This window comes from Williamsia sp. (assembly GCF_016462415.1).
GTDB lineage: Bacteria > Actinomycetota > Actinomycetes > Mycobacteriales > Mycobacteriaceae > Williamsia_A.
Genome location: NZ_JAEMTF010000015.1, coordinates 10,151 through 35,950, shown reverse-complemented (window position 1 = coordinate 35,950; position 25,800 = coordinate 10,151). Strand labels below are relative to the sequence as shown.

At 67.5% G+C, this 25,800-nt stretch carries 25 protein-coding genes and 1 pseudogene; 11 read left to right on the top strand and 15 right to left on the bottom strand.

Features of this window, described 5'->3' with window-relative positions:
• Positions 1–20: 20 nt before the first annotated feature.
• The 4 genes from JHC79_RS06105 to JHC79_RS06090 all read right to left on the bottom strand — a co-directional run bounded on the left by JHC79_RS06105 (position 21) and on the right by JHC79_RS06090 (position 3,688).
• Positions 21–800 (bottom strand): GAF domain-containing protein, encoded by a 780-nt coding sequence (locus JHC79_RS06105; RefSeq protein WP_296389273.1) that lies wholly within the window; start codon positions 798–800, stop codon positions 21–23.
• A 28-nt stretch (positions 801–828) separates the two neighbouring features.
• The gene (locus tag JHC79_RS06100) at positions 829–1,659 is read right to left on the bottom strand and encodes a GAF and ANTAR domain-containing protein (protein WP_296389272.1); all 831 of its coding nucleotides are present in this window, start codon (positions 1,657–1,659) and stop codon (positions 829–831) included.
• 91 nt (positions 1,660–1,750) lie between these two features.
• Positions 1,751–3,058 carry a cytochrome P450 gene (locus tag JHC79_RS06095; protein ID WP_296389305.1) on the bottom strand — a complete coding sequence of 436 codons (1,308 nt, stop codon included), beginning with the start codon at positions 3,056–3,058 and terminating at the stop codon, positions 1,751–1,753.
• Between the two features lie 51 nt (positions 3,059–3,109).
• A complete protein-coding gene (locus JHC79_RS06090) occupies positions 3,110–3,688 on the bottom strand; it encodes a TetR family transcriptional regulator (protein WP_296389271.1) in 579 nt (192 codons plus the stop codon).
• Positions 3,689–3,800: 112 nt separating this feature from the next.
• Here JHC79_RS06090 and JHC79_RS06085 point away from each other — a divergent pair, with 112 nt between their 5' ends.
• On the top strand, positions 3,801–4,844 hold the full coding sequence (locus JHC79_RS06085; RefSeq protein WP_296389270.1) for an NAD(P)-dependent alcohol dehydrogenase: 1,044 nt from the start codon (positions 3,801–3,803) through the stop codon (positions 4,842–4,844).
• 35 nt (positions 4,845–4,879) lie between these two features.
• On the top strand, positions 4,880–5,503 hold the full coding sequence (locus JHC79_RS06080) for a hypothetical protein (protein WP_296389269.1): 624 nt from the start codon (positions 4,880–4,882) through the stop codon (positions 5,501–5,503).
• 10 nt (positions 5,504–5,513) lie between these two features.
• On the opposite strand, the gene JHC79_RS06075 is transcribed toward JHC79_RS06080, so the two are convergent.
• Positions 5,514–6,515 carry a fumarylacetoacetate hydrolase family protein gene (locus tag JHC79_RS06075; RefSeq protein ID WP_296389268.1) on the bottom strand — a complete coding sequence of 334 codons (1,002 nt, stop codon included), beginning with the start codon at positions 6,513–6,515 and terminating at the stop codon, positions 5,514–5,516.
• 158 nt (positions 6,516–6,673) lie between these two features.
• The gene (locus JHC79_RS06070; RefSeq protein ID WP_296389267.1) at positions 6,674–7,549 is read right to left on the bottom strand and encodes an aldo/keto reductase family oxidoreductase; all 876 of its coding nucleotides are present in this window, start codon (positions 7,547–7,549) and stop codon (positions 6,674–6,676) included.
• Between the two features lie 128 nt (positions 7,550–7,677).
• Here JHC79_RS06070 and JHC79_RS06065 point away from each other — a divergent pair, with 128 nt between their 5' ends.
• The 3 genes from JHC79_RS06065 to JHC79_RS06055 are packed head-to-tail and all read left to right on the top strand — an operon-like array spanning position 7,678 to position 10,635.
• Positions 7,678–8,523 carry a VOC family protein gene (locus tag JHC79_RS06065; protein ID WP_296389266.1) on the top strand — a complete coding sequence of 282 codons (846 nt, stop codon included), beginning with the start codon at positions 7,678–7,680 and terminating at the stop codon, positions 8,521–8,523.
• A 58-nt stretch (positions 8,524–8,581) separates the two neighbouring features.
• Positions 8,582–9,463 (top strand): DUF1295 domain-containing protein, encoded by an 882-nt coding sequence (locus tag JHC79_RS06060; RefSeq protein ID WP_296389265.1) that lies wholly within the window; start codon positions 8,582–8,584, stop codon positions 9,461–9,463.
• Positions 9,460–10,635 (top strand): FAD-dependent oxidoreductase, encoded by a 1,176-nt coding sequence (locus JHC79_RS06055; protein ID WP_296389264.1) that lies wholly within the window; start codon positions 9,460–9,462, stop codon positions 10,633–10,635. Before JHC79_RS06060 ends, JHC79_RS06055 begins: the two co-directional genes overlap by 4 nt.
• On the opposite strand, the gene JHC79_RS06050 is transcribed toward JHC79_RS06055, so the two are convergent.
• Positions 10,598–11,104 (bottom strand): polyketide cyclase, encoded by a 507-nt coding sequence (locus JHC79_RS06050; RefSeq protein ID WP_296389263.1) that lies wholly within the window; start codon positions 11,102–11,104, stop codon positions 10,598–10,600. The two genes, JHC79_RS06055 and JHC79_RS06050, sit on opposite strands and share 38 nt — an antisense overlap.
• A gap of 161 nt (positions 11,105–11,265) precedes the next feature.
• On the opposite strand from JHC79_RS06050, the gene JHC79_RS06045 reads away from it, so the two are divergent.
• Positions 11,266–12,759 (top strand): FAD-binding oxidoreductase, encoded by a 1,494-nt coding sequence (locus tag JHC79_RS06045; RefSeq protein ID WP_296389262.1) that lies wholly within the window; start codon positions 11,266–11,268, stop codon positions 12,757–12,759.
• On the opposite strand, the gene JHC79_RS06040 is transcribed toward JHC79_RS06045, so the two are convergent.
• The 3 genes from JHC79_RS06040 to JHC79_RS06030 all read right to left on the bottom strand — a co-directional run bounded on the left by JHC79_RS06040 (position 12,696) and on the right by JHC79_RS06030 (position 16,436).
• Positions 12,696–14,150: a condensation domain-containing protein gene (locus JHC79_RS06040; RefSeq protein WP_296389261.1), complete on the bottom strand. Its 1,455-nt coding sequence runs from the start codon at positions 14,148–14,150 to the stop codon at positions 12,696–12,698. The two genes, JHC79_RS06045 and JHC79_RS06040, sit on opposite strands and share 64 nt — an antisense overlap.
• Before the next feature lie 274 nt (positions 14,151–14,424).
• Positions 14,425–14,979, bottom strand: coding sequence for a YceI family protein (locus tag JHC79_RS06035; protein WP_296389260.1), 555 nt, complete (start codon positions 14,977–14,979; stop codon positions 14,425–14,427).
• A complete protein-coding gene (locus tag JHC79_RS06030) occupies positions 14,976–16,436 on the bottom strand; it encodes an acyltransferase (RefSeq protein ID WP_296389259.1) in 1,461 nt (486 codons plus the stop codon). The genes JHC79_RS06035 and JHC79_RS06030 overlap by 4 nt, the downstream gene beginning before the upstream one ends.
• A gap of 309 nt (positions 16,437–16,745) precedes the next feature.
• Between JHC79_RS06030 and JHC79_RS06025 the strand changes: the two genes are divergently transcribed.
• Both JHC79_RS06025 and JHC79_RS06020 read left to right on the top strand, forming a co-directional pair.
• Entirely contained in the window at positions 16,746–17,153 is a 408-nt protein-coding gene (locus tag JHC79_RS06025; RefSeq protein WP_296389258.1) for a YciI family protein, read from the top strand.
• 24 nt (positions 17,154–17,177) lie between these two features.
• On the top strand, positions 17,178–18,323 hold the full coding sequence (locus JHC79_RS06020; protein WP_296389304.1) for a sigma-70 family RNA polymerase sigma factor: 1,146 nt from the start codon (positions 17,178–17,180) through the stop codon (positions 18,321–18,323).
• 151 nt (positions 18,324–18,474) lie between these two features.
• Here the strand turns inward: JHC79_RS06020 and JHC79_RS06015 are convergent, their stop codons facing one another.
• Positions 18,475–19,149, bottom strand: coding sequence for a helix-turn-helix domain-containing protein (locus JHC79_RS06015; protein ID WP_296389257.1), 675 nt, complete (start codon positions 19,147–19,149; stop codon positions 18,475–18,477).
• A gap of 75 nt (positions 19,150–19,224) precedes the next feature.
• Between JHC79_RS06015 and JHC79_RS06010 the strand changes: the two genes are divergently transcribed.
• The gene (locus JHC79_RS06010; RefSeq protein ID WP_296389256.1) at positions 19,225–20,370 is read left to right on the top strand and encodes an NAD(P)/FAD-dependent oxidoreductase; all 1,146 of its coding nucleotides are present in this window, start codon (positions 19,225–19,227) and stop codon (positions 20,368–20,370) included.
• A 4-nt stretch (positions 20,371–20,374) separates the two neighbouring features.
• On the opposite strand, the gene JHC79_RS06005 is transcribed toward JHC79_RS06010, so the two are convergent.
• Positions 20,375–21,892, bottom strand: coding sequence for an APC family permease (locus JHC79_RS06005; protein ID WP_296389255.1), 1,518 nt, complete (start codon positions 21,890–21,892; stop codon positions 20,375–20,377).
• 117 nt (positions 21,893–22,009) lie between these two features.
• Positions 22,010–22,780 carry an SDR family oxidoreductase gene (locus JHC79_RS06000; protein WP_296389254.1) on the bottom strand — a complete coding sequence of 257 codons (771 nt, stop codon included), beginning with the start codon at positions 22,778–22,780 and terminating at the stop codon, positions 22,010–22,012.
• A 116-nt stretch (positions 22,781–22,896) separates the two neighbouring features.
• Between JHC79_RS06000 and JHC79_RS05995 the strand changes: the two genes are divergently transcribed.
• Positions 22,897–23,445, top strand: coding sequence for a dihydrofolate reductase family protein (locus tag JHC79_RS05995; RefSeq protein ID WP_296389253.1), 549 nt, complete (start codon positions 22,897–22,899; stop codon positions 23,443–23,445).
• 57 nt (positions 23,446–23,502) lie between these two features.
• Positions 23,503–24,072, top strand: a complete 570-nt coding sequence (locus JHC79_RS05990) for a pyridoxamine 5'-phosphate oxidase family protein (protein ID WP_296389252.1) — start codon at positions 23,503–23,505, stop codon at positions 24,070–24,072.
• Here the strand turns inward: JHC79_RS05990 and JHC79_RS05985 are convergent.
• Both JHC79_RS05985 and JHC79_RS05980 read right to left on the bottom strand, forming a co-directional pair.
• Positions 24,069–25,142: a hypothetical protein gene (locus JHC79_RS05985; protein ID WP_296389251.1), complete on the bottom strand. Its 1,074-nt coding sequence runs from the start codon at positions 25,140–25,142 to the stop codon at positions 24,069–24,071. The two genes, JHC79_RS05990 and JHC79_RS05985, sit on opposite strands and share 4 nt — an antisense overlap.
• A gap of 38 nt (positions 25,143–25,180) precedes the next feature.
• A pseudogene (locus tag JHC79_RS05980) lies at positions 25,181–25,800 on the bottom strand (alpha/beta hydrolase); the annotation flags it as partial.

The window sequence follows — 25,800 nt, the reverse complement described above, 5'->3', positions numbered from 1 at the left end:
AGCCGGGCCCCGCGGCGGGCTCAGCTGGTGAAGTAGCGCGGCGGGTCGGGAACGGCAGGCGGGATCAGCATTCCGCCCGCGGTCGGATCACCGGGCGCCGAGTCGTGACCGGCCACGATCGCCGTCGCGTGCTCGGTGGTGGTCACGTCGTGGGCTCGCGCCAGACGGGTCAGTTCCTCGCGTGCGGCATCGGCGTCGATGTCGCGGGCCGCCGCGATGATGCCGATCGCGATGGCCATCGACGCGCTGCCCTCCAGCACCCGGCCGACCGCGGTCGATGCGTTGTCACGGCGCTCACGAGCAGTGCCCACCGTGAGGGCGAGGGCGGTCAGATCCGCCAGCAGCTGACCGAGTCCGTTCGGACGTCCGACACCCCATGGGTCCGAGGTATGGATCACGACCGATCCGAGAACGACCGACAGGGCGTTGATCGGGTAGGCGCGAACCGATCGCATCCCCAGCAAGGCGGCGCGTTCCCGGTAGGCCGGCCATCGGGTGTCCTCGGCGATCTCGGCCATCATCGTGGTCGCCCCACCCAGTGCACTCTCCAGTCCGGGGCCGGTGGCGTTCAGCATCTGGTCGGCCTCCCGGCGGTCCGCCACGGACTCGGCCACGATGTGCGCGGCGCGCGACGGCGCCCCGAGCACATAGGGGTCGACCAGGACCACCGCGGCGGAGTACGCCGTCAGTCCCTCACGTGCGTACCGGGCCACCGTCTGCATCACGACCGGAAGGTCGAAATCACCGGTCAGCGTGCTCGCCAGATCGGCGAGCGCCATCCGTGACTGTTCCGCGGTCACCGCGGCCACCCGCCGACGCTCTCCGGACTCATCGGTCCGCCTCAGTGCCGTCGAACGTGCCGCGCGTGTCGAGTCGGCGGGTGACGATGTCGTCGGCGACGTCCTTGATCGAACGGCCGGTCTGATACGCGTGCGCACGCAGACGAGCCATCGCCTCGGTGGTCGGTATCTTCAGTTGCGCGGCGACCATCCCCGAGGCCACATAGACCTGGGCTCGCGAATTCGCCCCCTGCGCAACGACTTCACCGGCGGCGAGCCACTCGGCGACGTGCGCCGCGTCGCTCCCGGGGCCGAGGTGCGCGATGACGGCGTCCCAGTTCTGCGCGATGGTCGTCGCGACGGACTCGGCGCACAGTGCCGCCACGTGCGCTTCGTCCTCGGTCAGTGCGCCCGCAGACCGCCGATACAGTTCGAGCACGCCCAGTGGCCGTGTGCCGGCGGTGACGGCGAACGCGAAGACCGCCTGCACACCGACCGCGCGCGCCTCGGCGGTGAACACCGGCCATCGTCGACGCGCGACCTCATCACCCATGTCGGGGACGAGTTGCGGACTGCCCGCAGGGGAGAAGACGTCGAGACACGGCCCCTCGCCGAGGGTGAACTGCAGTTCGTCGAGGTGGTAGGACATCGCATCGGTGGCACGGACCAGATCGCGGACCCCGGTCGATTCGGTGAGCAGGGCAATCGCGGCACCGTCGACTCCGGTCAGACGAGCCGCGTTCCGGCCGAGATCTCCCAGACCGGAGAACAAGCTGCGGTCAGCCGACGGGGCGGAGCCGGTCGGTGGCGACACGGCGTCGTCGGGTTCGACGGTGTCCTCGGACTGATGCGGTGAGTCGACCATGCGAGCCCCCGACATCGTCGTCATACTCGCGAACCCCGAACAAGCGAACGGGTCCGACCACCTTAACACCGTCGACGCACGTCACCGGTCCGGGCGAGAACGGAATTCAGGCGTTGGTGGCGCGTTGACGGGCACCGAGTTCGACGGGCAGGTGCGCCCATCCGTTGAGCACACGGGTGTCGCGCTTGGTGCCGACACCGGCGGCACGCATCTCCGGGAAGCGGTCGAACAGCGAGCGGAGTCCCACCTCGGTCTCGGCCCTGGCCAGTGCGGCCCCGAGGCAGAAGTGCCGACCACCCGAGAACGACAGGTGCTTGGCCGCGTTGGGCCGCGTGACGTCGAACCGGTCGGGGTCGTCGAACACCTTCGGATCGCGGTTTGCACCGGCGAGCACGAGGATCGCCAGATCACCCTGGTCCATCCGGACACCCGCGACCTCGACCGGGGACTTGGCGACACGCGCGGTCATCTGGACGGGGGCCTCCAGACGCAACATCTCGTCGACGGTGTTGGGCCACAACGACGGATCCTCGCGCAGCGCCTCGAGCTGGTCGGGGTTGCGCAGGAGGAGATCGATACCGCTGCCGAGGATGTTGACCGTGGTCTCGAAGCCTGCCGCGAGTACGAGTCCGGCGACCCCGAGCAACTCGGTGTCGGTCAGCGACACCCCGTCGTCGGAGGCCCGGATCAGCTGACTGAACAGATCGTCGCCGGGGGAGCGGCGCAGTGCCGCCAGGTGGTCGGCCAGCCACGCGTTGAAACCGACGAGCCCGGTCTCGACCTCGGAGAACTGCGTCCACGTCAGTCCGATGTCGAGACTGGGGGCAGCGAGTTCCCCGAACTCCAGGACGCGCATCCGGTCGGAGTCGGGGACCCCGAGGATGTCGCTGATGACGGCGACCGGCAGGAGGGCGCAGTAGCGCTCGACGATGTCGACGGGCGCGGCGGTGTCGGCGAGTTCGTCGAGCAATGCGTCGGCGGTTTCCTGGACGCCGTCGCGCATCGCCTCCACCGCACGGGCGGTGAACACCGACGACACCAGTCGTCGATACCGCGTGTGGTCCGGCGGCTCGACGGCCAGCAGTGACGGGGGACGTAACGGGTGCAACGCGTCTGAGCGGGTGTGCTTCTCGATCCACCTCAGCGGCGCGGGCAACCGGGACCCGAGGATGATGGTGCGGAAGTCATCCGACCGCAGCGTCTCGAACACGACGGCGTGGTCGACGGTGATGGCGGCCAACGCGGTCTCCACGAGTGGCCCCTTGGCGCGGATCTCCGCATAGACGCCCGACGCGTCGGCCCGCGTCGCCGGATCAGCGATCAACTTGGCCTGCGGGTCACCCGCCGCGGCCGCCCTTTTCGCGAGGAATCGGATGAATCCGTGCATGGCCACCCACCGGGCCACCGAGCGCATCGACATCGTGCCCATGATTCGCGATGGGGTGGTACTTCGCAATGACCCCGCTCAGAGGGCGTGCACGCAGAACGCTCTCGAGACCGCGGTCGACAATGCTGTTCTCCGTCGAGCGTGCACGGCGACGTCCTCGGATTCGGTGGCGGTGTGGACGATAGCCGCCTGTGCCCAGGTCGCCGCCATCGCGATGAGCATCGACCACAGGTCAGCGGAGTCGATGTCGTCGACCACCACCTGTCGACGCTGTGCGTCGGCGATGCCGGCGAGCACCTCGACGTCGCGATCGGGCACGTCGGCGAACAACGCCCCGTGTGGAGTCCGTTCCAGTCGCGCCCAGGTCAGCAGCCGGACGAGATGGGGGTCGCCGAGGTACATGTCATAGAGACGTGCGGCGTACCCGGGGAGATCATCCGCGTCGAACGGTGTTCTGCCGATGTCCGAGTCGACCCGTGCCATGAAGACCACATCGAACAACTCGTCCTTGTTCCCGAAGTAGCTGTAGATGAGCGACTTGTTGGCCTGTGCCCGGTGCGCGATCCGATCGACCCGCGCCCCGGCGATGCCGTGGTCGGCGAATTCGACAGTCGCCGCGGCGAGAATGCGCTCGCGAGTGGCTGCGGAATCTCCCATATCGGCAGTCTAGCCATATCCAACCGGTTGGTTGCACATCTCCGCGACCCGGTCTAGCGTTATTCCAACCAGTTGGTTGGAATGTCCGACCGGCCTGATCCGAGGAGGACGTGTGCGACCGACGACCGGATATCGAGCCACCGCGCCGAACAAACCGTTGCAGCGATGGGAATTCGAGCGGCGTGATCTGCGTCCGGACGATGTCGCCGTACGGATCACCCACTGCGGCGTGTGCCACACAGACCTTCACGCTCAGCGTGCGGTCGTCTCGGGGGACGAGACCACCGCCATCGTCCCCGGCCACGAGTTCGTCGGGGTGATCGGCGAGGTGGGCTCGGCGGTGACCGATTTCGCCATCGGCGACGCGGTCGCCGTCGGCAACATCGTCGACTCCTGCGACGTGTGCGACATGTGCCGAGCAGGACAGGAGAACTTCTGCCGGGAGTTCCCCACCCTCACCTACGGAGGCACCGATCGCCGTGACGGGTCGCCGACGAGAGGAGCCTTCGCCGACGAGTACGTGGTCCGCGACCGTTTCGTCTATCACCGTCCAGAAGGGCTCGACCCTGCCGCGGTCGCACCGCTGATGTGTGCGGGCATCACCGTGTGGGAGCCGATGCGGCGGTGGCGCGTCGGCCCCGGCGTCCGCGTCGGTGTGGCCGGTATCGGCGGATTGGGACATCTTGCCGTGAAGTTCGCGCACGCTCTCGGGGCGTCGGTCACCGTGTTCACCACCAGTGCGGGAAAGGCGGCGGAGGCCTCGGCGCTCGGGGCCGACATCGTGGTCGTCTCGACCGACGAGTCCGCGATGACGGCGCAGACGGGCGCGCTGGACCTGATCATCGACTGCGTCCCGGTCGAGCACGACCTCGTGCCGTATCTGCGGTGTCTGGCGTTGGACGGGACACTGTGTTCGGTGGGTCATCTCGGCACGACCTCAGTCGACATCACCGACCTCCTGATCGGCCGCAAGAGCCTGAGTTCGGCGGGAAGTGGTGGTCGGCCGCACACCCAGGACATGTTGGACTTCTGTGGCGAGCACGGGATCACCGCCGATGTCGAGACGCTGGCGTCGGCGCAGGTCGACACCGCCCTTGATCGGTTGTCGCGCAACGACGTACGGTACAGATTCGTGTTGGACATGTCGGACCTCTAGATCAGCGGTCCGCCACCGACACGTACGGAGGAGCCATGGCGGCGATACTCGAGGACTATCGGCGGTGGCGAGCCCTCGGCGAGGGCGGGCTGCCGGCGAACCCGGTGGGCTGGCTGGTGGCGACCGCACTGCGGCCGTGGGGACGGGATCCGACCGCCGTCGACACGCCGTCCGACGGCGTCACGCGCGACTTCACACTGCCGCACCGTCGTGGGGATCGCCCGACCATCGCCCCGTATCCGATCCCGCACCGAGAACTGCACACCGTCGCCGACCCGGAGCGAATCAGTGCCCTGGCCGACCACGTGGCCGCGTTCGGAGCCGGGGACTCGGGACCGATGGTCAACTCACTCAGTCGATTCGAACGACGCGGCGACGCGCTGTTCGTTCGGGATCCGGCGACGGCGACGCCCTGGATCGCTCGAGCACGGGGCGAGATCGCCCACGTACACGGCACGCAGGGGTCGATGCATGTCGTGGCCGATCCGAAGGACGTGCCCGAGATCATCGTGCGCGGCTGGGGTGAACGCCATCCGCTGGCGGGGCGCCCGATCATCGGATTGCCCGATTCCTACCTGCTCCTGTACGCACCGCGCGACGAGATCGACTCAGAACAGGTGAGACGGATCATCGACCGCGTGGTCGCGACCGCGCGGTGACTCGCCGGGCTCACTGGCCCTCAGGACCACCGACGGTGTTCGTAACCGAGCCGATTCCCTCGATCTCGAGGGTCACCACGTTGCCGGGGCGTATCCACCGATCGAGTTCGAGCCCGCACCCCGAGGGCAGGGTCCCGGACGCGAGAAGCTCACCGGGACGGATGTTCTCGCCTCGGCTGGCGTAGGCGACGGCGTCACCGGGGGAGTACCGGAGCCCTGCGGTACTCGTCGTCGACCACGTCTCGTCGTCGACGACCACCGAGGCGGTCAACGCGTCGATCCGGGGCAGCACCTCGTCAGCGGTGACGACCACCGAGCCCATCGAGCTGGCGAACGTCTTGGTCTTGACGACCGGCCCGAACGATCCGTTGCGTTGTTCGTCCCACTGGACATCGCGGGCACTGACGTCGTTGAAGACGACGAACCCGCCGATGGCGTCGGCTCCCAGGGCCTCGGTCGCGTCGCGCACCGGTCGGTCCACGATCATGGCGAACTCGAGTTCGAAGTCGAGCGCCTCGGTGTAGAACGGCCACGGCAGGTACGCCCCGTCGGCGACGATGCTCAGGTGGTTGCCGGTGTAGTAGAGGGGGTGTCGGTTGAAGGACGACCCGGGTCGCAGGGCCGGGAAGTCCCGGCGCGTGAGCGCCTCGTACGCGCGGATCGCCGGCATCGCGGCCGGTAGGTTTCGTTTGACGAGTTGGTGCGCGGCCTGACTCCAGTGCTGCTCCCAACCGAGGAAACACCGCAGCGAGATGGGTTGGTACGGCAGCGACCCTGCGGGGTGATCGACGACGCCGACCCCCTCGGCGATCGCGGCCTCCATCAGGCGGTCGGCCGTGTCCCGTCCACGTTCACGCGACGCGAGGAAGACCAGCAGATCGGTGGTCAGCCGTCCGCGGACATCCGGATCGAAAGCTGCTGCAGCAGCATCGAGATCGATCCACGAGCCGGAACTCTCGTGCCGTGCCGCGAGCACGTCGGTGGTCGGTGTGGTGACACGTCTGATCTTCATCGATCCCCCGACGGTGTAGGAACGCAGTCGAACGGCTCTTCGACTGCCGCCGAATGTACCGTCTGCGTCATCTCACCCGATCAGACGGCGCAGGACGATTGTGCCGACCTGAGCGAGCAGAACATATCGGTGGCGCGCCGACCACCCCGTGCGACCGGTCAGTTCGCTCCGGCGATTCCGTTCAGGATCTCCAGCTCGTCGTCCGGCAGGTCGAGCGCCGCGCCCGAGATGTTGTCGCGGAGATGGGCCACCGACGAGGTGCCGGGGATCAGCAGGATGTTGGGGGAGCGCTGCAGCAACCACGACAGCGCCACGGCCATCGGCGTCGTGCTCAACCGGCTCGCGACGCCCGCGAGCTCGTCGGACTGCAGGGGCGAGAACCCACCGAGCGGAAAGTACGGCACGTAGGCGATGCCCTGTTCGGCCAACGAGTCGACCATCTCGTCGTCGACACGGTGCGCGATGTTGTACATGTTCTGCACGCAGACGATGGGGGCGATGGACTGCGCCTCGGCGATCTGCTCGGCGTTGACGGTGCTGACACCCAGATGCCTGATCAGGCCCTCCTGCTGGAGTTCGGCGAGCACGGTGAACGGTTCGGCGATCGACCCGTCCGCCGGACCTTCGGGGTTCCCGACGCGGAGGTTGACGATGTCGATCGCATCGAGGCCGAGACGTCCGAGGTTGTCGTGAACGGCTGTGCGCAACTGATCGGGTTCGAGGGCCGGCGGCCAACCGCCCTGTTCGTCGCGTAGGGCTCCGACCTTGGTCACCAGGTGCAGCGAGTCCGGGTACGGGCGCAGCGCCTCGGCGATGATCTCGTTGGTGACGTGCGGACCGTAGAAGTCGCTGGTGTCGATGTGGTTGATCCCCGATGCGACCACCTCGCGCAGCACGTCGATCGCGGCGGCGCGGTCGGCCGGGGGGCCGAACACGTGCGGACCGGCCAGTTGCATCGCGCCGTAGCCCATCCGTGTGACCGTCAGGCCAGGTGCCATCGTGAAGGTTCCGCCGGGAAGTGTTGTCGTTGTCATGACCTCACCCTTCACCAATTCCGGTCACCGTGGCAGGACCCACGGGTCCCTGGATGGGTCGACCGTGGATCCCCTGGGTGTCGGTGCCTCGATCTAGGGTGACCGCACAACCGTGCGAGGAGGCAGCGATGACCGAGATCAGGACGTATCCGCCCGGCGTGACGTCGTGGGTGGACGCCGAATACGGCGACGTCGACGCGGCTCTGGAGTTCTACCGGGAGCTGTTCGGATGGCAGTACGTCGAGGCGACCCCGCCGGGCCTGCCGTACCGGTACGTGATCGCCCGCCTCGACGGCGCCGACGTGGGCGGGATCGGTGGGCCGGCCACGGTCGACACCACCGGGTCGATCATTTCGACGTGGAACACGTACATCGCCGTCGCCGACGCCGCCGCCTCCGTCGAGCAGGTCGTGCGCGCGGGCGGCAGCGTGGTGCACCCTCCCCAGGGCGCCGGTGACGGCGGCATCTCCGCGACGGTCCACGACCCCCAGGGGGTGACGGTCCGGCTGTGGCAGGCGCGCGACCGCGCGGGTGCTCAGGTCACCAATGTCCCCGGCGCGTGGAACTTCAGCGACCTGCACACGTCCGACCCGGTGGCGGCGACCGCGTTCTATTCCGATGTGTTCGGTTGGCGGACCACCGATCTGGGGTTCGCGACGATGATCACGGTGCCCGGTTACGGCGAGCACCTGGCCTCGACGGTGGACCCCGACATCCACCGCCGCCAGCAGTCCGCGCCGCCCGGGTTCGCCGATTCCATCGGCTGGCTCGCGCAGACCGACGAGGGTGAGATCCCGCATTGGCATGTCACGTTCGCCGTCGCCGACCGCGACGCGACGACGGCCACGGCACAACGACTCGGCGCGGCCGTGGTCTCGACCGCCACCGACGACTGGACACACACCGCGGTCATCCGTGACCCGCAGGGGGCGGTCTTCACCGCGAGTCAGTTCACACCGCCCGACGCCTGGTGAGGACCAGACCCGCGGTTCGGCGGCGCGGCACCGCGACCAACTGGCACCATCGTGACCTGTGAGCAGAACCGCCTCGTTCGTCCGTGTCGGTGTGGCCTACGTGGTCGCCATCGCGGTGGCCGCGGTGTGGCTCGTGGTCGGCCCCACCACCGACCTGCTCTGGCTCGACGCCCTCATCGCCGACGTTCTGGCAACGTTCGTGATCTTCGCGTTCAGCCGTGTGCACCACAATTCGAGCTTCTACGACGCGTACTGGAGCGTCATACCTCCTCTGCTGCTGGTCTATTGGTGGATCGAAGGCGGGCTCGGCGTCGACTCCGTACGCGCGTGGCTGGTGTTCGTCGTGGTTCTCCTGTGGGCGGTGCGCCTCACCGCGAACTGGGCGGCCGGCTTTCCGGGGCTGCACCATGAGGACTGGCGATACGGGCTGCTGCGAGACAACGCCGGCCGCTGGGAGTTCCTCACCGATCTCGTCGCCATTCATGTGATCCCCACCGGCCAGGTGTTCCTCGGCATGCTTCCGGTGTACGTCGCCGTGACGCATACCGGCGACGACCTGATCTGGCTCACCGCGATCGCGACCGTGTTCGGTGTCGCGGCGGTCGTCCTCGAATTCGTCGCCGACCGACAGATGCGTCGTTTCGTGCTCACCCGCGCACCCGGGCAGGTGATGGCCGACGGGCTCTGGAGTTGGTCGCGGCACCCGAACTACTTCGGCGAATTCGGGTTCTGGTTCGCGCTGGCGCTCTTCGGCGTCGCGGCCTCGCCTGCCGACGCATGGTGGCTGTTCATCGGCGCCCTTGCGATGTTGGCCATGTTCCTCGGTGCGAGCATCCCGATGATGGAGACCCGCAGCCTCGAGCGCAGGCCGGAGTACCGGGAGGTCACCGACCGGGTGTCACGTTTCCTGCCCCGGCCGCCCCGTCGGGTGAACGCGTGAATCGCCCCCGTGTGCTCGTCGCCGGCCTCGGAGACACCGGGGTGCTGACGGCGATACACCTCGCGCGCCACGTCGACGTCGTCGGCATCTCGGCGAAGCCCGCCCTGGTCAGCGGTCAGGAACTCGGACGCAGGCTGGCCCACCCCGACGAGTGGGCGCGCGACTACTGGGTCGGATTCGATCGGTTCCGCGGTCTCGATCGCATCCGCACCGTGCACGGGTCGATGACCGGTGTCGACCTGGACGCGCGGGCGGTCAGCCTCGTGTTCCCGGACGGGTCGTCGGGCATCGAGCCCTATGATGCGCTCATCATCTCGACGGGGGTCACCAACGGGTTCTGGCGCCGACCGATGCTGCAGTCGACCTCCGACGTCGCCGGCGATGTCCGGGCCGCTCACGAACGGCTCGCGGCGGCTGGATCGGTGGCCGTTCTCGGCGGGGGCGCGGCGGCCGTCGGGACTGCGGCCAACATCGCCGCGGCGTGGCCTCGCACGACAGTCGACCTCTACTTCCCGGGCACGCGCGCGCTCCCAGCACACCACCGACGCACCTGGTCGCAGGTGGAGCGACGATTGCGCACCCTCGGGGTCGGCCTCCACCCCGGACACCGCGCGGTCGTACCGGATGGTTTCGCCTGCGATCGCATCACTGATTCGGCCGTCGAATGGAGCACGGGACAGTCGCCGACACAGGCGGATGCGGTCGTGTGGGCGATCGGCCGGGTGCGGCCGAACACGGACTGGTTGCCGGCAGAGCTGCTCGACGACGACGGGTTCGTGAGGGTCGCAGCGGATCTGTCGGTTCCGAATCGTCCCGGTGTCTTCGCGATCGGAGATGTCGCTGCCACCGACCCACTGCGCGGGTCGGCACGGAACCGGGCCGACCGTTTGCTCGCACACAATGTTCGTGCGCACTTCGCAGGTCGAACGCTGCGCCGCTACCGGCCCAGAGCGCGACGGTGGGGCTCGGTGCTCGGAGCGCAGTCCGATGGACTCGAGGTGTTCACACCGTCGGGGCACGGGGTGCGGTTCCCCGTGTGGTCGGTCGAGCGCATCCTGCAGCCGTGGATAGTGCGACGCGCGATCTACGGCGGTGTTCGACCGCAATCGGCGAGCCCGGCCACCGACTCCGACATCACCGACCCGCGGCGGTCTGCTCGGCGAGGCGCTTGAAGTTCACGAGTTGCCTGCGGGCCATGACGAGATCACCCACGCTGATCACGGGGCGCAGGACACCACCCCCGGACATCACCACCTTCAGCAGCAGTCGGGTCGTGTTCTCGTCCTGGGCCACCAGGTCATAGGACATCACCGCTCCGAGAATCCGACCGGTAAGACTCACCCCCGGCGTGACGGCGAGGATGGTTCCACACCGACGGGTGGCCGCCGTCGTGAAATGTTCTCCCACAGTCGGTTCCGGCATGGACTCCAGGTGTCGCGGCGAGGTTCGCCCCAGGTTGTCGATCCAGTCGTACGAATAGGGCGCGAGGCGGATCTGAGACACCCACGGCCACAACCGTGCCCGCGAGGTCAGCACCGTGACGCCGCGCCAGGCCTGCAGCGCCGGCGAGGACACGAGGTCGTCGCACGGATAGCGCCGTGCGATCTCGTCGTCGGTCACGTTCCACCGGTCGCCGATCATGCGAAGCCCGCGTGTTCGTCGTCCGACATCGACGAAGCATACGACGCGTCGGCCGGAACGGTCCTGCGGACAACGCTGCGATCGCGATGGTATTGCTTTCGATGCGCGAGTGGTCCGCCGCGGTGATACTCAGAGGATTCGCGTGGGTGAGGAGACCTCAGGTGAGAGACGAGCTCGGTCGGGATCGTGGGCGACTGTCGCGCCGGACCTTCCTGCGGTACTCCGCCGTGGGGACGGGCGTCGCAGTCGGCGCGACCGCATCGATCGCACCGGCGAGCGCAGCGCCCTCGCGCCCCGACTGGTCCGCACTCGGTACTCGACAGGGCTCGGTCGTCACCCCGGCGGACGGGTCACGGTTCGCCGAGGCCACCGCGATCTTCAACACCCGGTACGACTCGACCGTCCCCGTCGCCGTCGTGCGACCGCGCACGACAGCCGAGGTCGCCCGCGCGATGGCCGTCGCGTCACGACGGCGATTGTCGGTGTCGGCTCGCAGTGGCGGCCATTCCTACATCGGCGCGTCCGCGGCCGACGGCGCGTTGATCCTCGACCTGCGCTCGCTGTCCACGCCCATCGCCTACGACGACTCGACGCAGACGGTGACCGTGACCCCGGCGACCACCCTGTTCGCTCTGCAGACCTTCCTGCACCGGTCCGGCCGGGCACTCCCGGTGGGCACGTGCCCGACTGTCGGGATCGGTGGCCTGACGTTGGGTGGCGGGATCGGTGTGGACACACGCGAACACGGCCTGACCTGTGACCGGCTCGTCGCCGCGACGCTCGTCCTGCCCGGCGGCCGGATCGTGTCGGTATCCGAGAATCGCCATCGAGACCTGTTGTGGGCGTTGCGGGGTGGCGGCGGCGGAGCGGTCGGGGTGGTCACCTCGATGACCCTTCGGACACACGGCGCGGCCGACCGGGACCTGGTCCTGCTCGGATTCCCCGGCGACGCCACGGCCGAGGTGATCCGGGGGTGGGCGTCGTGGCTGCCAACGCTCGACATCTCGAACTGGGCGGGCGTGAACGTCGAGTCCGATCGAGGCGGGGGCGTGCGGTGCGGCGCGCTCATCGCGGCTCCGGCCGGAGGGGGCTCCGAGGTCGCCCGGCAGCTCGCCGCGGCAGTCGGTGTGGCACCCGATTTCACTGCCGCGGCAACCCTCGATCCCGACGGCGTGCTGCTCCGACTGGCCGGGGGGACCCCGAACCCACCACGACACGGTTTCGCCGCGGGATCCGACGTCGTGCCGACCATCGACGCCGAGACGGCAGAAGCCATCGTCGCTGTCGTGCGATCCCGATCCGCGGCGGGCGCCGCCGGTTCGGTGATCATCGACCCCCTCGACGGGGCCGTGCGGTCAGTTGGTTCGAGCGCCTCGGCGTTTCCCTGGCGCAGACACCTCGCGGTCCTGCAGTGGTTCGTCGACATCGACCCGAGCGGGTCCTACGGATCGGCGGACTCCTGGATCGCCGACGCCCACGACGCGGTGCGACGCGCATCGGCCGGCGCGTACATCAACTACGTCGAACCGGGAGGTACACCGGGTCGGTATCTCGGGGCGAACCTGTCCCGCCTGGTCGCGATGCGTGACGCCTACGACCCGACCAGGCTGGTGCGATCGTCCACCGAGGGCGCGACCGCCTCGCCCGGGGCGTAATCACCTGTGTCGGCGACAGACGAGAAGATCTGCAGGATCTTGTCGATGTAGCGAGAAATCGACTCGTCGGCCTCGACGGTGCCCGGATACATCAGGGTCATCACCGTGTACTCGGGGAATCGGTTGACCCACAGGAACACTTCCTCGGAGCTGCCGCGATTGCCGAACACGCCGCCGTTGATGTGATCGAACATCTGCGCACCCGGCAGTTTGCGAATGTCGATGTAGCTGACCATCGGGACGACCCACCCCGGTCCGACCTGCACGGGCGAATCGTCCGGGATCAGTTCGACGATCCGATGCAGCGACACCTCGGACAGAGTCTTTCCACGCTCATAGGACGACTGCGTGTCCGCGACCACGCTGGTGAAGGTGGACTCGGAGGTGATGTCGACGGGCACCGGGATCAGGTTGGTGAACCATCCCACCGCATTGAACTCCGCCGGCGTGGTCCTGGTGCTCTTCGGCGTCATCCCGAAGTAGGAGTCGGAGCCGGTGAACTCGTGTGCGGTGATCCCGGCGACGGCCAGGACGGCGGAGTTGAACCCGGCCCCCAGAGCGCGGCAGACATCTTCGATCCGCTGTGCGGATACCTCGTCCATGATCCGCACGGTGCGTAGCGCGCTGCGTGTGTATCCCTCGCTACCCACCCCGAGATCGAGCGGGAAGGTCGGCAGATGGCCGCCGTTCTGTTCGAGCAGTTCGATCCACTGGCTGACCTGTGGATCGTCGACCGTCAGTTCCTGCGTGCCCTCTCGCTCACGTCGGCAGTAGTCGATGTAGCTGCCCGCCGGGGCAAGGCCGTGCGGGTTGCCACTCACGTGAGACCCGTACAGGGCGATGAGATCGACGCAGGCCAGCGCCTGTGAGATCCCGTCGGAGTTCAGGTGGTCGACGGCGAAGTAGATCGTGAAGTTGCCCTCGCGCTCGATCGTCCCGAACGTCAGGCAGTCCCAGTTGAACGGTCCCGGTGTCTTCGCCTGGACGTGGTCGCGGATGGACTGACTGTCGCCGAAGTGACCGTATTGCGTGGGGACGAAGTCGACGACATCGGCGTCGACGACGTGGCGTGCGATCTGTCCGCTCGGTTCCAGCGAGAAGTAGCTCAGGAACGTGTCGTGCCTGCTGACGAACTCGTTGACGGTGCGGGTCATGGCGTCGACATCGAGCGGGCCTTCGAGGTCGAACGAGATCAGGCAGAGCCGCGAGAACCGGAAGCCTGCGTCTTCGTTGCGCCGCGCCGCGCGGAGGTACTCCTCCTGCTGATGCGACGGGGGTACCGGATGGATCGGGGCCTCGCCGGCCCGGGCGATAGACGTGGCAGACGCCGACCAGGTGGTGACGAGACCTGCGCTGGGAGCCCATTCATCGATGAGGCCGAAATTGATCATTATCTGTCGGTTCCTTCGGATCGCACGAGCAACAGCTTCGCGAAATGCGTTGTGGCGCACGATAAAAGCAACTATCGACGGTGACCGTGCCCACGCATCACTGATGAGTCCCTCGGATACTATCGCGGGCAGCGCCGCTGGCGACCCCGATCCTTGTTGTGACAGTTCTCAGTTCGAGTCCATCGATACTGGTGCTGCTCCAACTCGGCCTTGGTGACGTGCACTTACGCCGACGGGCCGGACCCCGCGGCCCCGGCTCGTCGAGGACCGGTGTTCAGCCGCGACGCGGGCGCTCGGAGCCGAAACTGACGCCGACGTCGTCCACGACCTTCATGGCTCCCATCAACTGCGAGTAGGGCTTGACGCCGAACTCGCTCTGGCGGACCACGGTCTCGGCCGACAGTCTCCACGTGTCACCCAGATCCTCGACGGTCAGATCCACTGTGTGATCACGACTGACACCGTGGATCTCGAGGGTCCCGGCCAACCGGTAGCCATCGGCGGTCTCGTCCACCGAATCGGTGCGAAAACTGATGTCCGGGAACCGGTCTGCATCAAGGGTCTTGAGGGCGTTGGACCGCGCGATTGCCTTCTCCGGTCCGAGCAGCGGGGTGACGCCGCCCTCGCCGTGGACGACCTCGATCGAGTCGACCTCCGCCTTCAAGGCGACACCGACCGGGTGGTCACCGGACCAGTCGACGTCCGCACGCCATCTCGTCACGGCGATGGTGAGCCGATGTCCCATCTTCGAGGCCTTCCCGGTGACGCCGGTGTGCAGCAGCAATCGGCAGTCGTCGGATGCGGTGAAGGTGTAACCGGATCCGGTCACACCCGCGTCGATTCGGCTGACTCCGGAGCCTCGGCTGACTCGACGAGCGATCGGCGGCGCCAGAACACGAGCGCCGCACTGACGACGAGGAGAGCACCGGTGATGGAGATGAGGTCGCCGGCGAGGAGACCGAAGCCACCGCGCAGGATCACACCGAGTGCGACCGCGACGACGCCGACCACGATCGAACGCAGGGGGGTCTGGTCTTTCCACGAGACCATGTTCCTGCCGGTGGTCATGAGACTGATCGGACTACGTCGCAACACCTCGACGATGAACACGGTCAGCGCGACGGTCGCGAGGTAGCCGATCAGCGCCACGAGCCAGGTCGGGTCGGCCCGGTGGTCGTTGATGGCGGGCTGTAGTTCGTTGAGCGCCAACGCGTGCGCCAGGTAGATCCCGAACGAGCGGTCCGCCGCGGTCCGGAGGAAGGTGTCCGCTCTCGAACCGGGGCGCCGCCGCTCTCGCCACATCGAGCCGAGCCCGTACAGCATCGCGATGGTGGCCACGTAGGCGAAGGCGTTGTGCGGCATGAAGACATTGGTCGCCCGGAACATCTCCTCGCCGACGTCGACCTTGTGCGCGAAGTAGACCAGCGTTGCGGCCAGCACGATGAGCCCGATGGAGAAGATGGCCTTGCGCCACCGGACCGTGAAGGCGTGGGCCTTCTCGAAATGCAGTGCCGCGACGATGCCCGCGAGGACGAAGAACTGGTACGGCAGGATCGTGATGAGCAGGTGGCTCCAGATGACGCCCTGGGGTCCTTCCACGATGAAGCCGCTCTGCGGACGAACCATGAAGTACAGCAACGCCATGTGCGCGGCGAAACTCAGTGCGAGCAGGTAGCGGTGGTATCCCCAGGTCCTCTTCAGGACGATGAGAACGAGCGGGAACACCAGGTAGATCTGCATGCTGACGAACAAGAAGTACAGGTGGTACCAGGCGTTGCCGGTCACGAGGTCGTAGGCGAAGCTCTTCAGCGAGAGCACGATGTGGTCGGCGCTGTTGACGGTGTCCCTGAGCGCGTCGGTCCCGCCTGCGCGATAACGCGAATAGACCCAGTAGAAGATCGACCACGTCACGTATGGGATGCCGATGAGCTTGAATCGTCGTCGCCAGAACTCGATGGGTTTGAGCTCACGATTGCGGTACTGGTACCCCAGGACGAATCCGGTGAGGAAGAAGAAGCCGTACCGCGAGTACCGCACGGTGAGTTCGACGCCACCGGCGACGGCGTTGGCGGGGTTCGACGCGCCCATGACGACGTGGTCGAGGATCACCGCGCCGAAGGTGATGAGGCGGACCAGATCGAGTTGGTACAGGTGTTTGTCGCGACCGACCTTCCCGGTGTCGACGGCGGTGACGACCGCCGGCGTGTCGTCGGCCTTGGTGTCACCGATGATCGTCGGCGACGGGGAGGTCTTCGGCTCCCGTGTCGGGATGTCCAATTCGTCCACGCTCCGTTCCCACCGCCGTGAGCATTCTCGGTCGGCCACAGTCATCGCAAGAAGCCCGTTTTGCCGCATATCCGCAGCACCCGGGCTCGTGGAACGCTAGCAGCTCCCAGGATCGATCGGCGCCCGGCGAGACGCGCGGGCACCTGTGAGGTTCCTGCCAATGGTCGTTTCCGCGGACGACACCATCAAGAACGGCCGATTTGAGAAAATTTCTGCAGAAAAGTCCCGACGGGATGTCGAGAACGTGTCGTCGGCTCCGTCCCAGGGCAGATGCGGCCGACAGGGCCACACCGACGAGGAGGAAACACCATGGCGAAATACCTGCTTCTGAAGCATTACCGCGGAGCCCCCGAGGCGCCGAACTCGGTACCGATGGACCAGTGGACGCCCGACGAGATCGACGCCCACATGCAGTACATGAACGACTTCGCCGGGCGTCTCGAGACCACCGGGGAGTTCGTCGACAGCCAGGCGTTGTCGTCTCAGGGCACGTTCGTCCGCTCGGACGGACCGGGCCGGCCACCGGTGACCGACGGACCGTTCGCCGAGACCAAGGATCTGATCGCCGGCTGGATGGTGATCGACGTCGACAGCTACGACCGGGCCCTGACGCTGGCGGGGGAACTGTCGGCCGCGCCGGGTGCGGGAGGGGAGCCGATCCACGAGTGGCTCGAGCTGCGACCGTTCATGGGGGTCCCGACCACGGTCGACGACTGAGTTCGGGAGCGAATCGGCCTGATGATGGATGATGCGCTCCTCCGAGAGCTGACACCTGCGGTGATCGGCGTCCTCGTACGTCGCGGAGTGGACTTCGCGACGGCCGAGGACGCCGTGCAGGAGGCGCTCGTCCAGGCAGCCCTGTCGTGGCCTCAGGAGCGGCCCGACGACCCCAAGGGCTGGCTGGTCACCGTGGCGTGGCGCAAGTTCGTCGACGCCCACCGCTCGGAGGTCGCGCGGCGTGAACGGGAGGAGCGAGCGGAGACGCAACCCGCTCCGGGGCCCACGGAGGCTGCCGACGACACGCTGCGGTTGCTCTTCCTGTGTGCGCATCCGTCGCTGACGCCGGCGTCCGCGGTGGCGCTGACGTTGCGCGCGGTCGGCGGCCTGAGCACCCGTCAGATCGCCGAGGCGTACCTGGTTCCCGAGGCCACCATGGCCCAGCGGATCAGCCGGGCCAAGCGGACCGTCTCCGGCGTGCGGTTCACAGACGAGGGGGATCTGGGGACTGTGCAGCGCGTCCTGTACCTGGTGTTCAACGAGGGATACACGGGCGATGTCGACCTCGCAGCCGAGGCGATCCGACTCACCCGGCAGTTGGCATCAGGCACCGACGACGCGGAAACCGGGGGACTGCTGGCGTTGATGCTGCTGCACCACGCCCGACGGCCGGCCCGTACCCGTCCCGACGGCAGCCTGATCCCGCTGGCCGAGCAGGACCGCTCACGGTGGGACACCCGTCTGATCGCCGACGGGATCGCGCTCCTCCGATCCGCCCTGGCCCGGGATCGACTCGGCGAATTCCAGGCGCAGGCAGCGATCGCCGCGCTACACGCGGACGCACGGTCGGCCGAGGAGACAGACTGGGTCCAGATCGTCGAGTGGTACGACGAGCTGTTCCACCTGACCGTCAGCCCGGTCGTGGCGTTGAACCGCGCGGTGGCGGTCGGGGAGGCCGATGGTGCCGCTGCCGGGTTGGCCGCATTGGCGGCGGTCGATCCGTCGGTTCCACGTCACGCGGCCGCCGCGGCCCACCTGTACGAGAAGGCCGGGGATCTCCGCCGGGCCGCGACGCTGTATGCGCAGGCAGCCCACGATGCGACGAACCTGTCCGAACGTGATCATCTGACCCGGCAGTCGGCGCGGCTGGGTACCGCCGAACGTCGCTGAATCCGATCAGTTGGTCGAGGTGTTGTTCGACGGATCCGGATCGGGCGTCGACGAGACCACCGTGTAGCTCTCCGTCCGCTTCGGGAGGTAGTAGTCACTGTCGCACGGCCGTGTACGGGAAGCGGCAAGGGTGGACCCGGACGCGTCCGGCTCAGCGGTCGTCCTCGGCGGCGATACCGGCCAGGAAGATGTCGACACCGGCCAGGAACTGCTCACGATCATCGTGATCTCGCAGCCGGGTCGACAGGTACCGCACGAAGGGGAACTCGTCGTCGTCCATCGCGGCCCATCGGTCCGCCACGGCACCGAGGACGTGGGATCGATCGGTCACGTCGCCGAAGTCCCGGCGGGCGTTCGCCGCGTTCTGACCGGCGACGCCCAGGACGTAGCTCACGATCGCGGACGCGGCGTCGAAGCGGTGGTGTTCAGGCACCCCCAGGGCGGGGAGTCGGCCGCCCAGACCCTCCCAGATGCGCAGCATCGCGGTCTGCCACGGCTCGCGTGACAGGTGGGTGCCGACCCACGGATGGGCGTCGATGGCGTCGAACACCCCCAGCGAGATCCGGCGTATCGCCTCGGCGGGCCGGTCGTCGGCAGTGTCGGTGACGACGTCGGTGATCACGTGTTCGGTTGCTGCCGACAGCAATTCCGTCTTGTTGGCCACGTGGTGATAGATCGCGCCCGCGCCGGTGGACAACCGGGCGGCGAGGGCGCGAAATGTCAGACCTGCTTCACCTTCGGCGTCGAGGATCTCCACCGCCGCCGCCACGATGCGCTCGGTCGACAGTGCATCCGCACGTCGCTCGTTCCGTGGGCCAGGGGGCATGCCGACCATCTTGACATAGATGGAACGACGTTCCAAGATGATTGGAACAGCGTTCCAACAAGAAGGGAGAACGCGATGACCACCTCCATCACCATCATCGGCGCCGGCCTCGGCGGATTGGTGCTCGCACGGGTTCTGCACGTGCACGGCATCGATGCAACGGTCTACGAGGCCGATGCGTCCGAGGGTGCACGCACCCAGGGCGGGCAACTCGACATCCACGAACACGACGGGCAGGTTGCGCTCGCGGCGGCGGGACTCACCGCGCAGTTCCGCTCGATCGTCCACGAGGGAGGCGAAGCCACCCGCGTCCTGCAACCCGACGGGACGGTGTTGCTCGACGAGCCCGACGAGGGTGACGGCGCCCGCCCGGAAGTACTGCGTGGCGACCTGCGACGCATGCTGCTCGAGTCACTGCCTGCCGGCACGGTCCGCTGGGGACACAAGGTGACCTCGGTCCGTGCGCTGGGCGACGGACGGCACGAGATCGCGTTCGACAACGGCATCACGGCCGTCAGCGACGTGCTCGTCGGTGCGGACGGTGCGTGGTCGAGGGTCCGGCCATTGCTCTCCGACGCCACACCGGCGTACGTCGGCACGGTGTTCGTCGAGACCTATCTCCGCGACGTCGACAACCGACATCCCGATGCCGCTCGCGCCGTCGGTGGCGGTGCGATGTTCGCCCTCACCCCGGGCAAGGGGATCTCCGTGCACCGCGAGGCCGGCGACGTGTTGCACACCTACGTGCAGCTCAACCGCACCGACGACTGGGTCTCGGCGATCGATTTCGGTGACGCCGACGCCGCCAGGGCCGCCGTCGCAGACGAATTCGACGGATGGGCGCCGGAACTGAGCGCTCTGATCACCGACGGCGAGAGCGCCCCTGTTCCCCGCAAGATCTTCACCCTTCCCACCGGTCACCGCTGGGATCGCACCCCCGGGATCACCCTGCTCGGCGATGCCGCACACCTGATGCCCCCGTCCGGCGACGGTGCGAACCTGGCCATGCTCGACGGAGCCGAGCTGGGTCGGGCGATCGCCGGTCATCCCGACGACGTCGAGTCGGCCCTCGCGGTCTACGAGGAGTCGATGTTCGCACGCAGTTCGGTGGTGGCGGTCGAGGCACACGAGACCTTGGACCTGTGCCTCGGCGACAGCTCACCGTTCGGGCTGATCGACCTCATCACCGGCGTCACGGCGCGAGGGCAGGCCGCACGCTGAGGAGTTATCGTTCGACGTCGAGTGTGGGGACCCGGTCGTTCGCCGCAGCCGGGTCGAGACGCACCGCGCCCCCGCCCGCCGGCTCCGTCTCCAACACCTCGCGGTTGAACAGCATCATCTTCGCGAAATACACACCGCCGCCGACGATCAACCCGACGACGACGAGAGCGGGGACCCGAGCGTCGTCAGGGGTCACGAGAACGAACACCGCGCCCACCACCCAGACCATCGCCGCGATCGCGACCGGGAGCTCGAAGCGGCCGAGGCTGAAACCTCCCTCTCTGCTCTCGAGCCGTGGTCGGACCACCAGGTACAGCACGATGGTCGAGCCGTAGATGAGGGCGGGAAGAATCGTGCCTCCCAGGATGAGTTGCAGGAGGGCGTCTCCGGGCAACGCGACCATGAGCACCACGCCGATGACGAGAACGAGGGCCGTCGCGGCGACCGGGGTGCGGGTCGTCGGGTTCACCCGCGCGAGGACCCGGTGGCCGGGGAATCGCTCGTCGCGCGCCATGGCGAACACCTGGCGGGCGCAGGCGGCCATCACGACCATCCCGGCACCGAACATCGCAAACGCGATGCATGCCAGCAGTACTCGCTCCATCACCGGTCCGAGCTGCTCGCGGATGATCGCCGCGACCGGTGAACCACTCGTGCTGACGGCGTCGATGTCCTTGATCGACACGGTCAGCGCGATGAGGAACAGCAGACCGGCCACACCGGCGGCGACCACCGACGCCACGATGGCGCGCGGCACGCTACGGAAGGGATCTCTGGCCTCCTCGGCGAGATTCGCCGCCGAGTCGAATCCGACGAGTGTCGTGAGGCCCATGAGCATTCCCGCCATCAACCCGCCCCCGATGGCGTAGTAGCCGGAATCTGCCTCTGTCACTCCTCGCGAACCGAGGTTCGCGACGTCGCCACTGCCGGTGAAGACGACGACCACCGCGAGCGCGATGACGATGACCGCCACGATCGCGATCTCGATCCCGACGGCCGCGGATGTCACCATGCCCAGCAGTCGGGTCGAGGCGATCACGAGCACCACCTGGATGAGAAGGATCACCAGGGTGAGGATCCGAGCGGTGTCCTCGTCGGGCTGCATCCCGACCAGCGGCATGAAGGCCTGGCTGGCCAGGGCGTTGTCCATCGCGACCGTTGCCGTCGCCAGGTACCAGAACGTGAGCCATCCGAACAGCCAGCCCACCTTGGGATTCGCAAGTCTCGACGCCCACTGGTACGACGAACCCGACAGCGCGATCCGGGCCGCGAACTGCGCGACGACGAGAGCGACCAGCGTCTGTCCGATCGCAGCGATGATCCACAACCAGATACCCACCGGACCCGCGGTGGTGAGCACCTGACCGTAGGTGGCGAACACGCCCACCGCGACCGATATGAACGCGAACGAGATCGCGAACACCTGGAAGGATCCGAGCGAGCGCTTCAGTTCCGGGCCCGCCGCCCCGTCGGGGCCGACATGACCCGTGTCGACAACGCCCGCCGTCTTCTCTGTCGTCATCGCGAGTCCGATCGTCGAGCTGATGATCAGCACACGATAGTTCAGGAATTACGCTGGTCAGAGACTAATTCCGGAATCAACGATCGCTATCGTCGATTACGGCGACTTCCGTGTCGATCAGCGATGTGTCAGACCGCCGTCGACGGCGTATTGCGCGGCGGTCACGTAGGACGCATCCTCGGAGAGAAGGAACGCCGCGACCGCCGCCGCTTCCCGGGGTGTTCCGATACGGCCGAGCGGGACGTTGCCGAGAACCGCCTTCTCGAAACCGGCCCGGGTGTCGGGGTGCATGAAACCACGAAAGCCGGTGTCGATCGGCCCGGGGATGAGGGTGTTGACGCGGATACCGCGGTCTGCGAGCTCGGTGGCCCACGTCTGTGCTGCGGCGATCAGCGCGGCCTTGCCCGCCGCGTAGACCGCCGTCGTGGGCGCCGCCTCGTACGCGGACGTCGACGAGGTCACCAGAACCGAGGCGGAGGTGTTCAATCGTGCTGCCAGAGCGGCCAACTGAAGGAACGGTCCGCGGACGTTGGTGGCCATCAGCGCATCGAAGGACTCGGCGTCGACCTCGGCCAGCGGCGCGGTCGTCGCGAAGCCCGCATTGAGCCAGAGACCGTCGATCCCACGCGAACCCACGGCATCGAGGAGATCGGCACCCGTTGCCGGTGACGACGCATCATTGGCGACGATGAGGGCATCGGGGAACGCCGAGCGAAGATCGTCCAGTCTCTGTGGATCGGTGCCGGTCAGCACCAGGTCGGCGCCCTCAGCCGAGAGCCGTTCCGCCCCGGCTCGCCCGATCCCGCTGGTCGCTCCCGTGATCACCACGCGTTTTCCCGCAAACCGGACGGTGGACACCGCCGGCCCGTTCGATGGCGTCTCAGACATGACCGTCACGGTTCCACGAACGGTGCACCGTGTCGAGCCGACGAGACGCCGTCTGATCGTGAAGATCGCGGGTCAGATTGGACCGCAGGGAATCTCGACGCGCGTAGTCTGACCCGATGCAGCCGCTCCGGTACTCCATCAACATCACATTGGACGGGTGTTGCGACCACCGCTCGATGGTTCCCGACGAAGCCCTGCACCGGCATGCAGCACAGATCCTCTCCGACGCAGACGCACTGCTGTTCGGCCGGGTGACCTACGAGATGATGGAGTCGGCCTGGCGTCCCACGACGGACGAGGTGAGCCGCCCCGACTGGATGGCGCCGTTCGCCCGAACGATCAGCGCGGCAAAGAAATACGTGGTCTCGAGCACCCTGGACAGGGTGGACTGGAACGCCGAACTCCTCACCGGCGACCTGGAGGAGTCGGTCCGCGCACTCAAGCAGGAATCGGGCCGCGGAATCTACGTCGGAGGGGTGCAATTACCGACTGCGCTGGCCGAACTCGGCCTCATCGACGAATACGTCTTCGTGGTGCATCCCCGCGTGGTCGGCCCCGGCCGACGACTGTTCGAGGGATTGTCCGTGCCGCTGGACCTGACACTGGTGGGCAGGGAGGAACTCGAATCGGGTGCGGTGGCCATGAGGTATGAGCCGAGGACCTAGACACCTACGTCACACGTGCCGACCGCGTTGTCCTCGCCTCCAACTACCCTGAGCGCCATGGGCAAGGTCTTCGACTCGATCGACAACTCGCTGCGCTCGTGGATCGAGCGACAACCCATGTGGTTCGTCGCGACCGCCCCGCTCGCGGGTGACGGCCACGTCAATGTTTCACCGCGGGGCCATGACTCGTTCTCCGTGCTCGACGAGCACCGGGTCGCATGGGTCGACTACACCGGCAGCGGGGTCGAGACCATCGCGCACCTACGGGAGAACGGTCGCATCTGCATCATGTTCACATCGTTCGACGGCCGCCCGCGAATCGTCCGTCTGCACGGGCACGGAACGGTGTCGTTGCCCGGCGAGGACGCGTTCGACGAGGTGGTGGCGCGTCACCCCGCGAACCCGAGCACCCGCGCCGTCGTCACCGTAGAGGTCAATCGGATCAGCGACTCGTGCGGGTGGGGTGTTCCCGTGATGGACATGGTCGACGAGCGTGACCTGATCCGGCGCCACGCGGAGATGAAGGGCGTCGACGGCATGATCAACTATCGCGCCCAGAAGAACGCCCGGAGCATCGACGGGCTGCCGGGGTTGGACCTGTCCGGCGAAAACGAAGGACTTCGCTAGGTCCGGACGGCCTCGCGACGGTCCAGCACCGCGCACGCGGCACCGGCCAGCAGGACGAAGCCGGTTGCGGCGGCCAACAGAGTCGCCTCGGGGTGACCGTGCGCCACGGCGGCCCCGATCGCCGCACCCGCCGACCCGGTGACCGCCGCGATACCCAACTGGGGCAACATCTGTCGATCCCATCCTCGCCACAACGCAACACCTACGATGAGCAGACCGGACGCCATCGACAACGGTGCGACCCCGAAGTTGAAGCCATACCGCACCGCGAGCGCGGGCACGGCGAACACAGTCAGAAACCATCCCAGCGACGCGGCAGCCGACCCTGCCACGCGACGCGCGGGTACATCTCGACGTGCCCACAGGCGCGCACCGAGCAGAACGACCAGGGCGATCCCGACCGAAGGAGTCCACGACATGGCGTGCCCCAGGTTGTACAAGGTCGCCACGTCGTACACCGCCAACACCATGGCGCCCAACGCGGCGGCCGACAGGGCGAAGGGCAACAACGCCGGGGGACCGGACCCACCGGCCGCCAGCAACGGCAGCAACAGCGGAGTCACCACGGCTGCGACGACACGGATCACGATGTCGACCACCGTGTACGGGTTGTGCAGGTCCCATTCGATGAGACAGAACGTGATCGTGAACGACGCGGAGATCAACCAACGAGCGGCGATCAGGCGGCCGAACGCATCTGCCCCGAACCAGCGGCACACGAGAAGGTAGGCCGACATCACGAATGGCAGCTCCAGGGCGGCCTGCACGTGCAGGACCGTCCACGGCCAGGCAGGCAGGACGTCGGCGGTCGAACCGAGATCGGCCAGGTCGAACCAGCCGGAGGGGAGATACATCGCCACCGGCGACGGGTCGCCGTTCCACGCCTGGTCGACGAACGCGGTGAACAGGATCTGGTTGACCATCATCGCTCCGACGACGACCGCCAGCCAGGTTCCGGGATGGCGCAGGACGCCACCGTGCTCACAGGGATTCGACCGGATTCGCGGTACCCACAGCACTCCGACCGCACAGGACACGATGATCACCGCGGCCAGCACCAGTTCCCCCACACGGTGAGACTAGGTGCCCACCTGTGGGCATCGCCGAATCACACGCGGGGACCAACCGGCACCGTGTCGCGCAGGAATGCGAGCTGGTCGGCGACCACCGTGGGGAAGAACGGATCGACGTACGGATCGAAGTGACCGCAGTCGTAGCGTCGCAACGTGGATCGGGGGATCGACGCGGCGACCTTCGCCGCCGCCGCGGCGGGCGCGATGTTGTCCGACGATGCCACCTGCACGAGCGCCGGACAGTCGATGGCGCCTGCGGTCCGGGCGGGGGAGTAGAAGCCGATCTTCACCAGGATCCGTGCCGCCACAGTCTCCGGGTAGTCCCCGCGGCGCAGGCCTGACTCGGTGATGAGTCGCGAGAACCCGGCCATGGCACCGGGGGAGGCCAGAGCCGACACCGACCTCTCCGGCCCGATCGCCTCGACGTACCGCGGCGGGCGGCCGACGAACGACCCGACCAGGTCGGTGAGAGCGACCGGCGCCAGCCGAAGGGCCTGCCGCACACCCGTGGCGCGGACCGCGGCCGGTCCACTGACGTGCGGCACCTGCGCGATGATGGCAGCCAGTCGCTCACCGTTACCCGCCAGGCTCAGCACATGCCCGCCGGCGAAGGACGTTCCCCAGGCGACGACCCGCTCGGCGTCGGCGACATCCA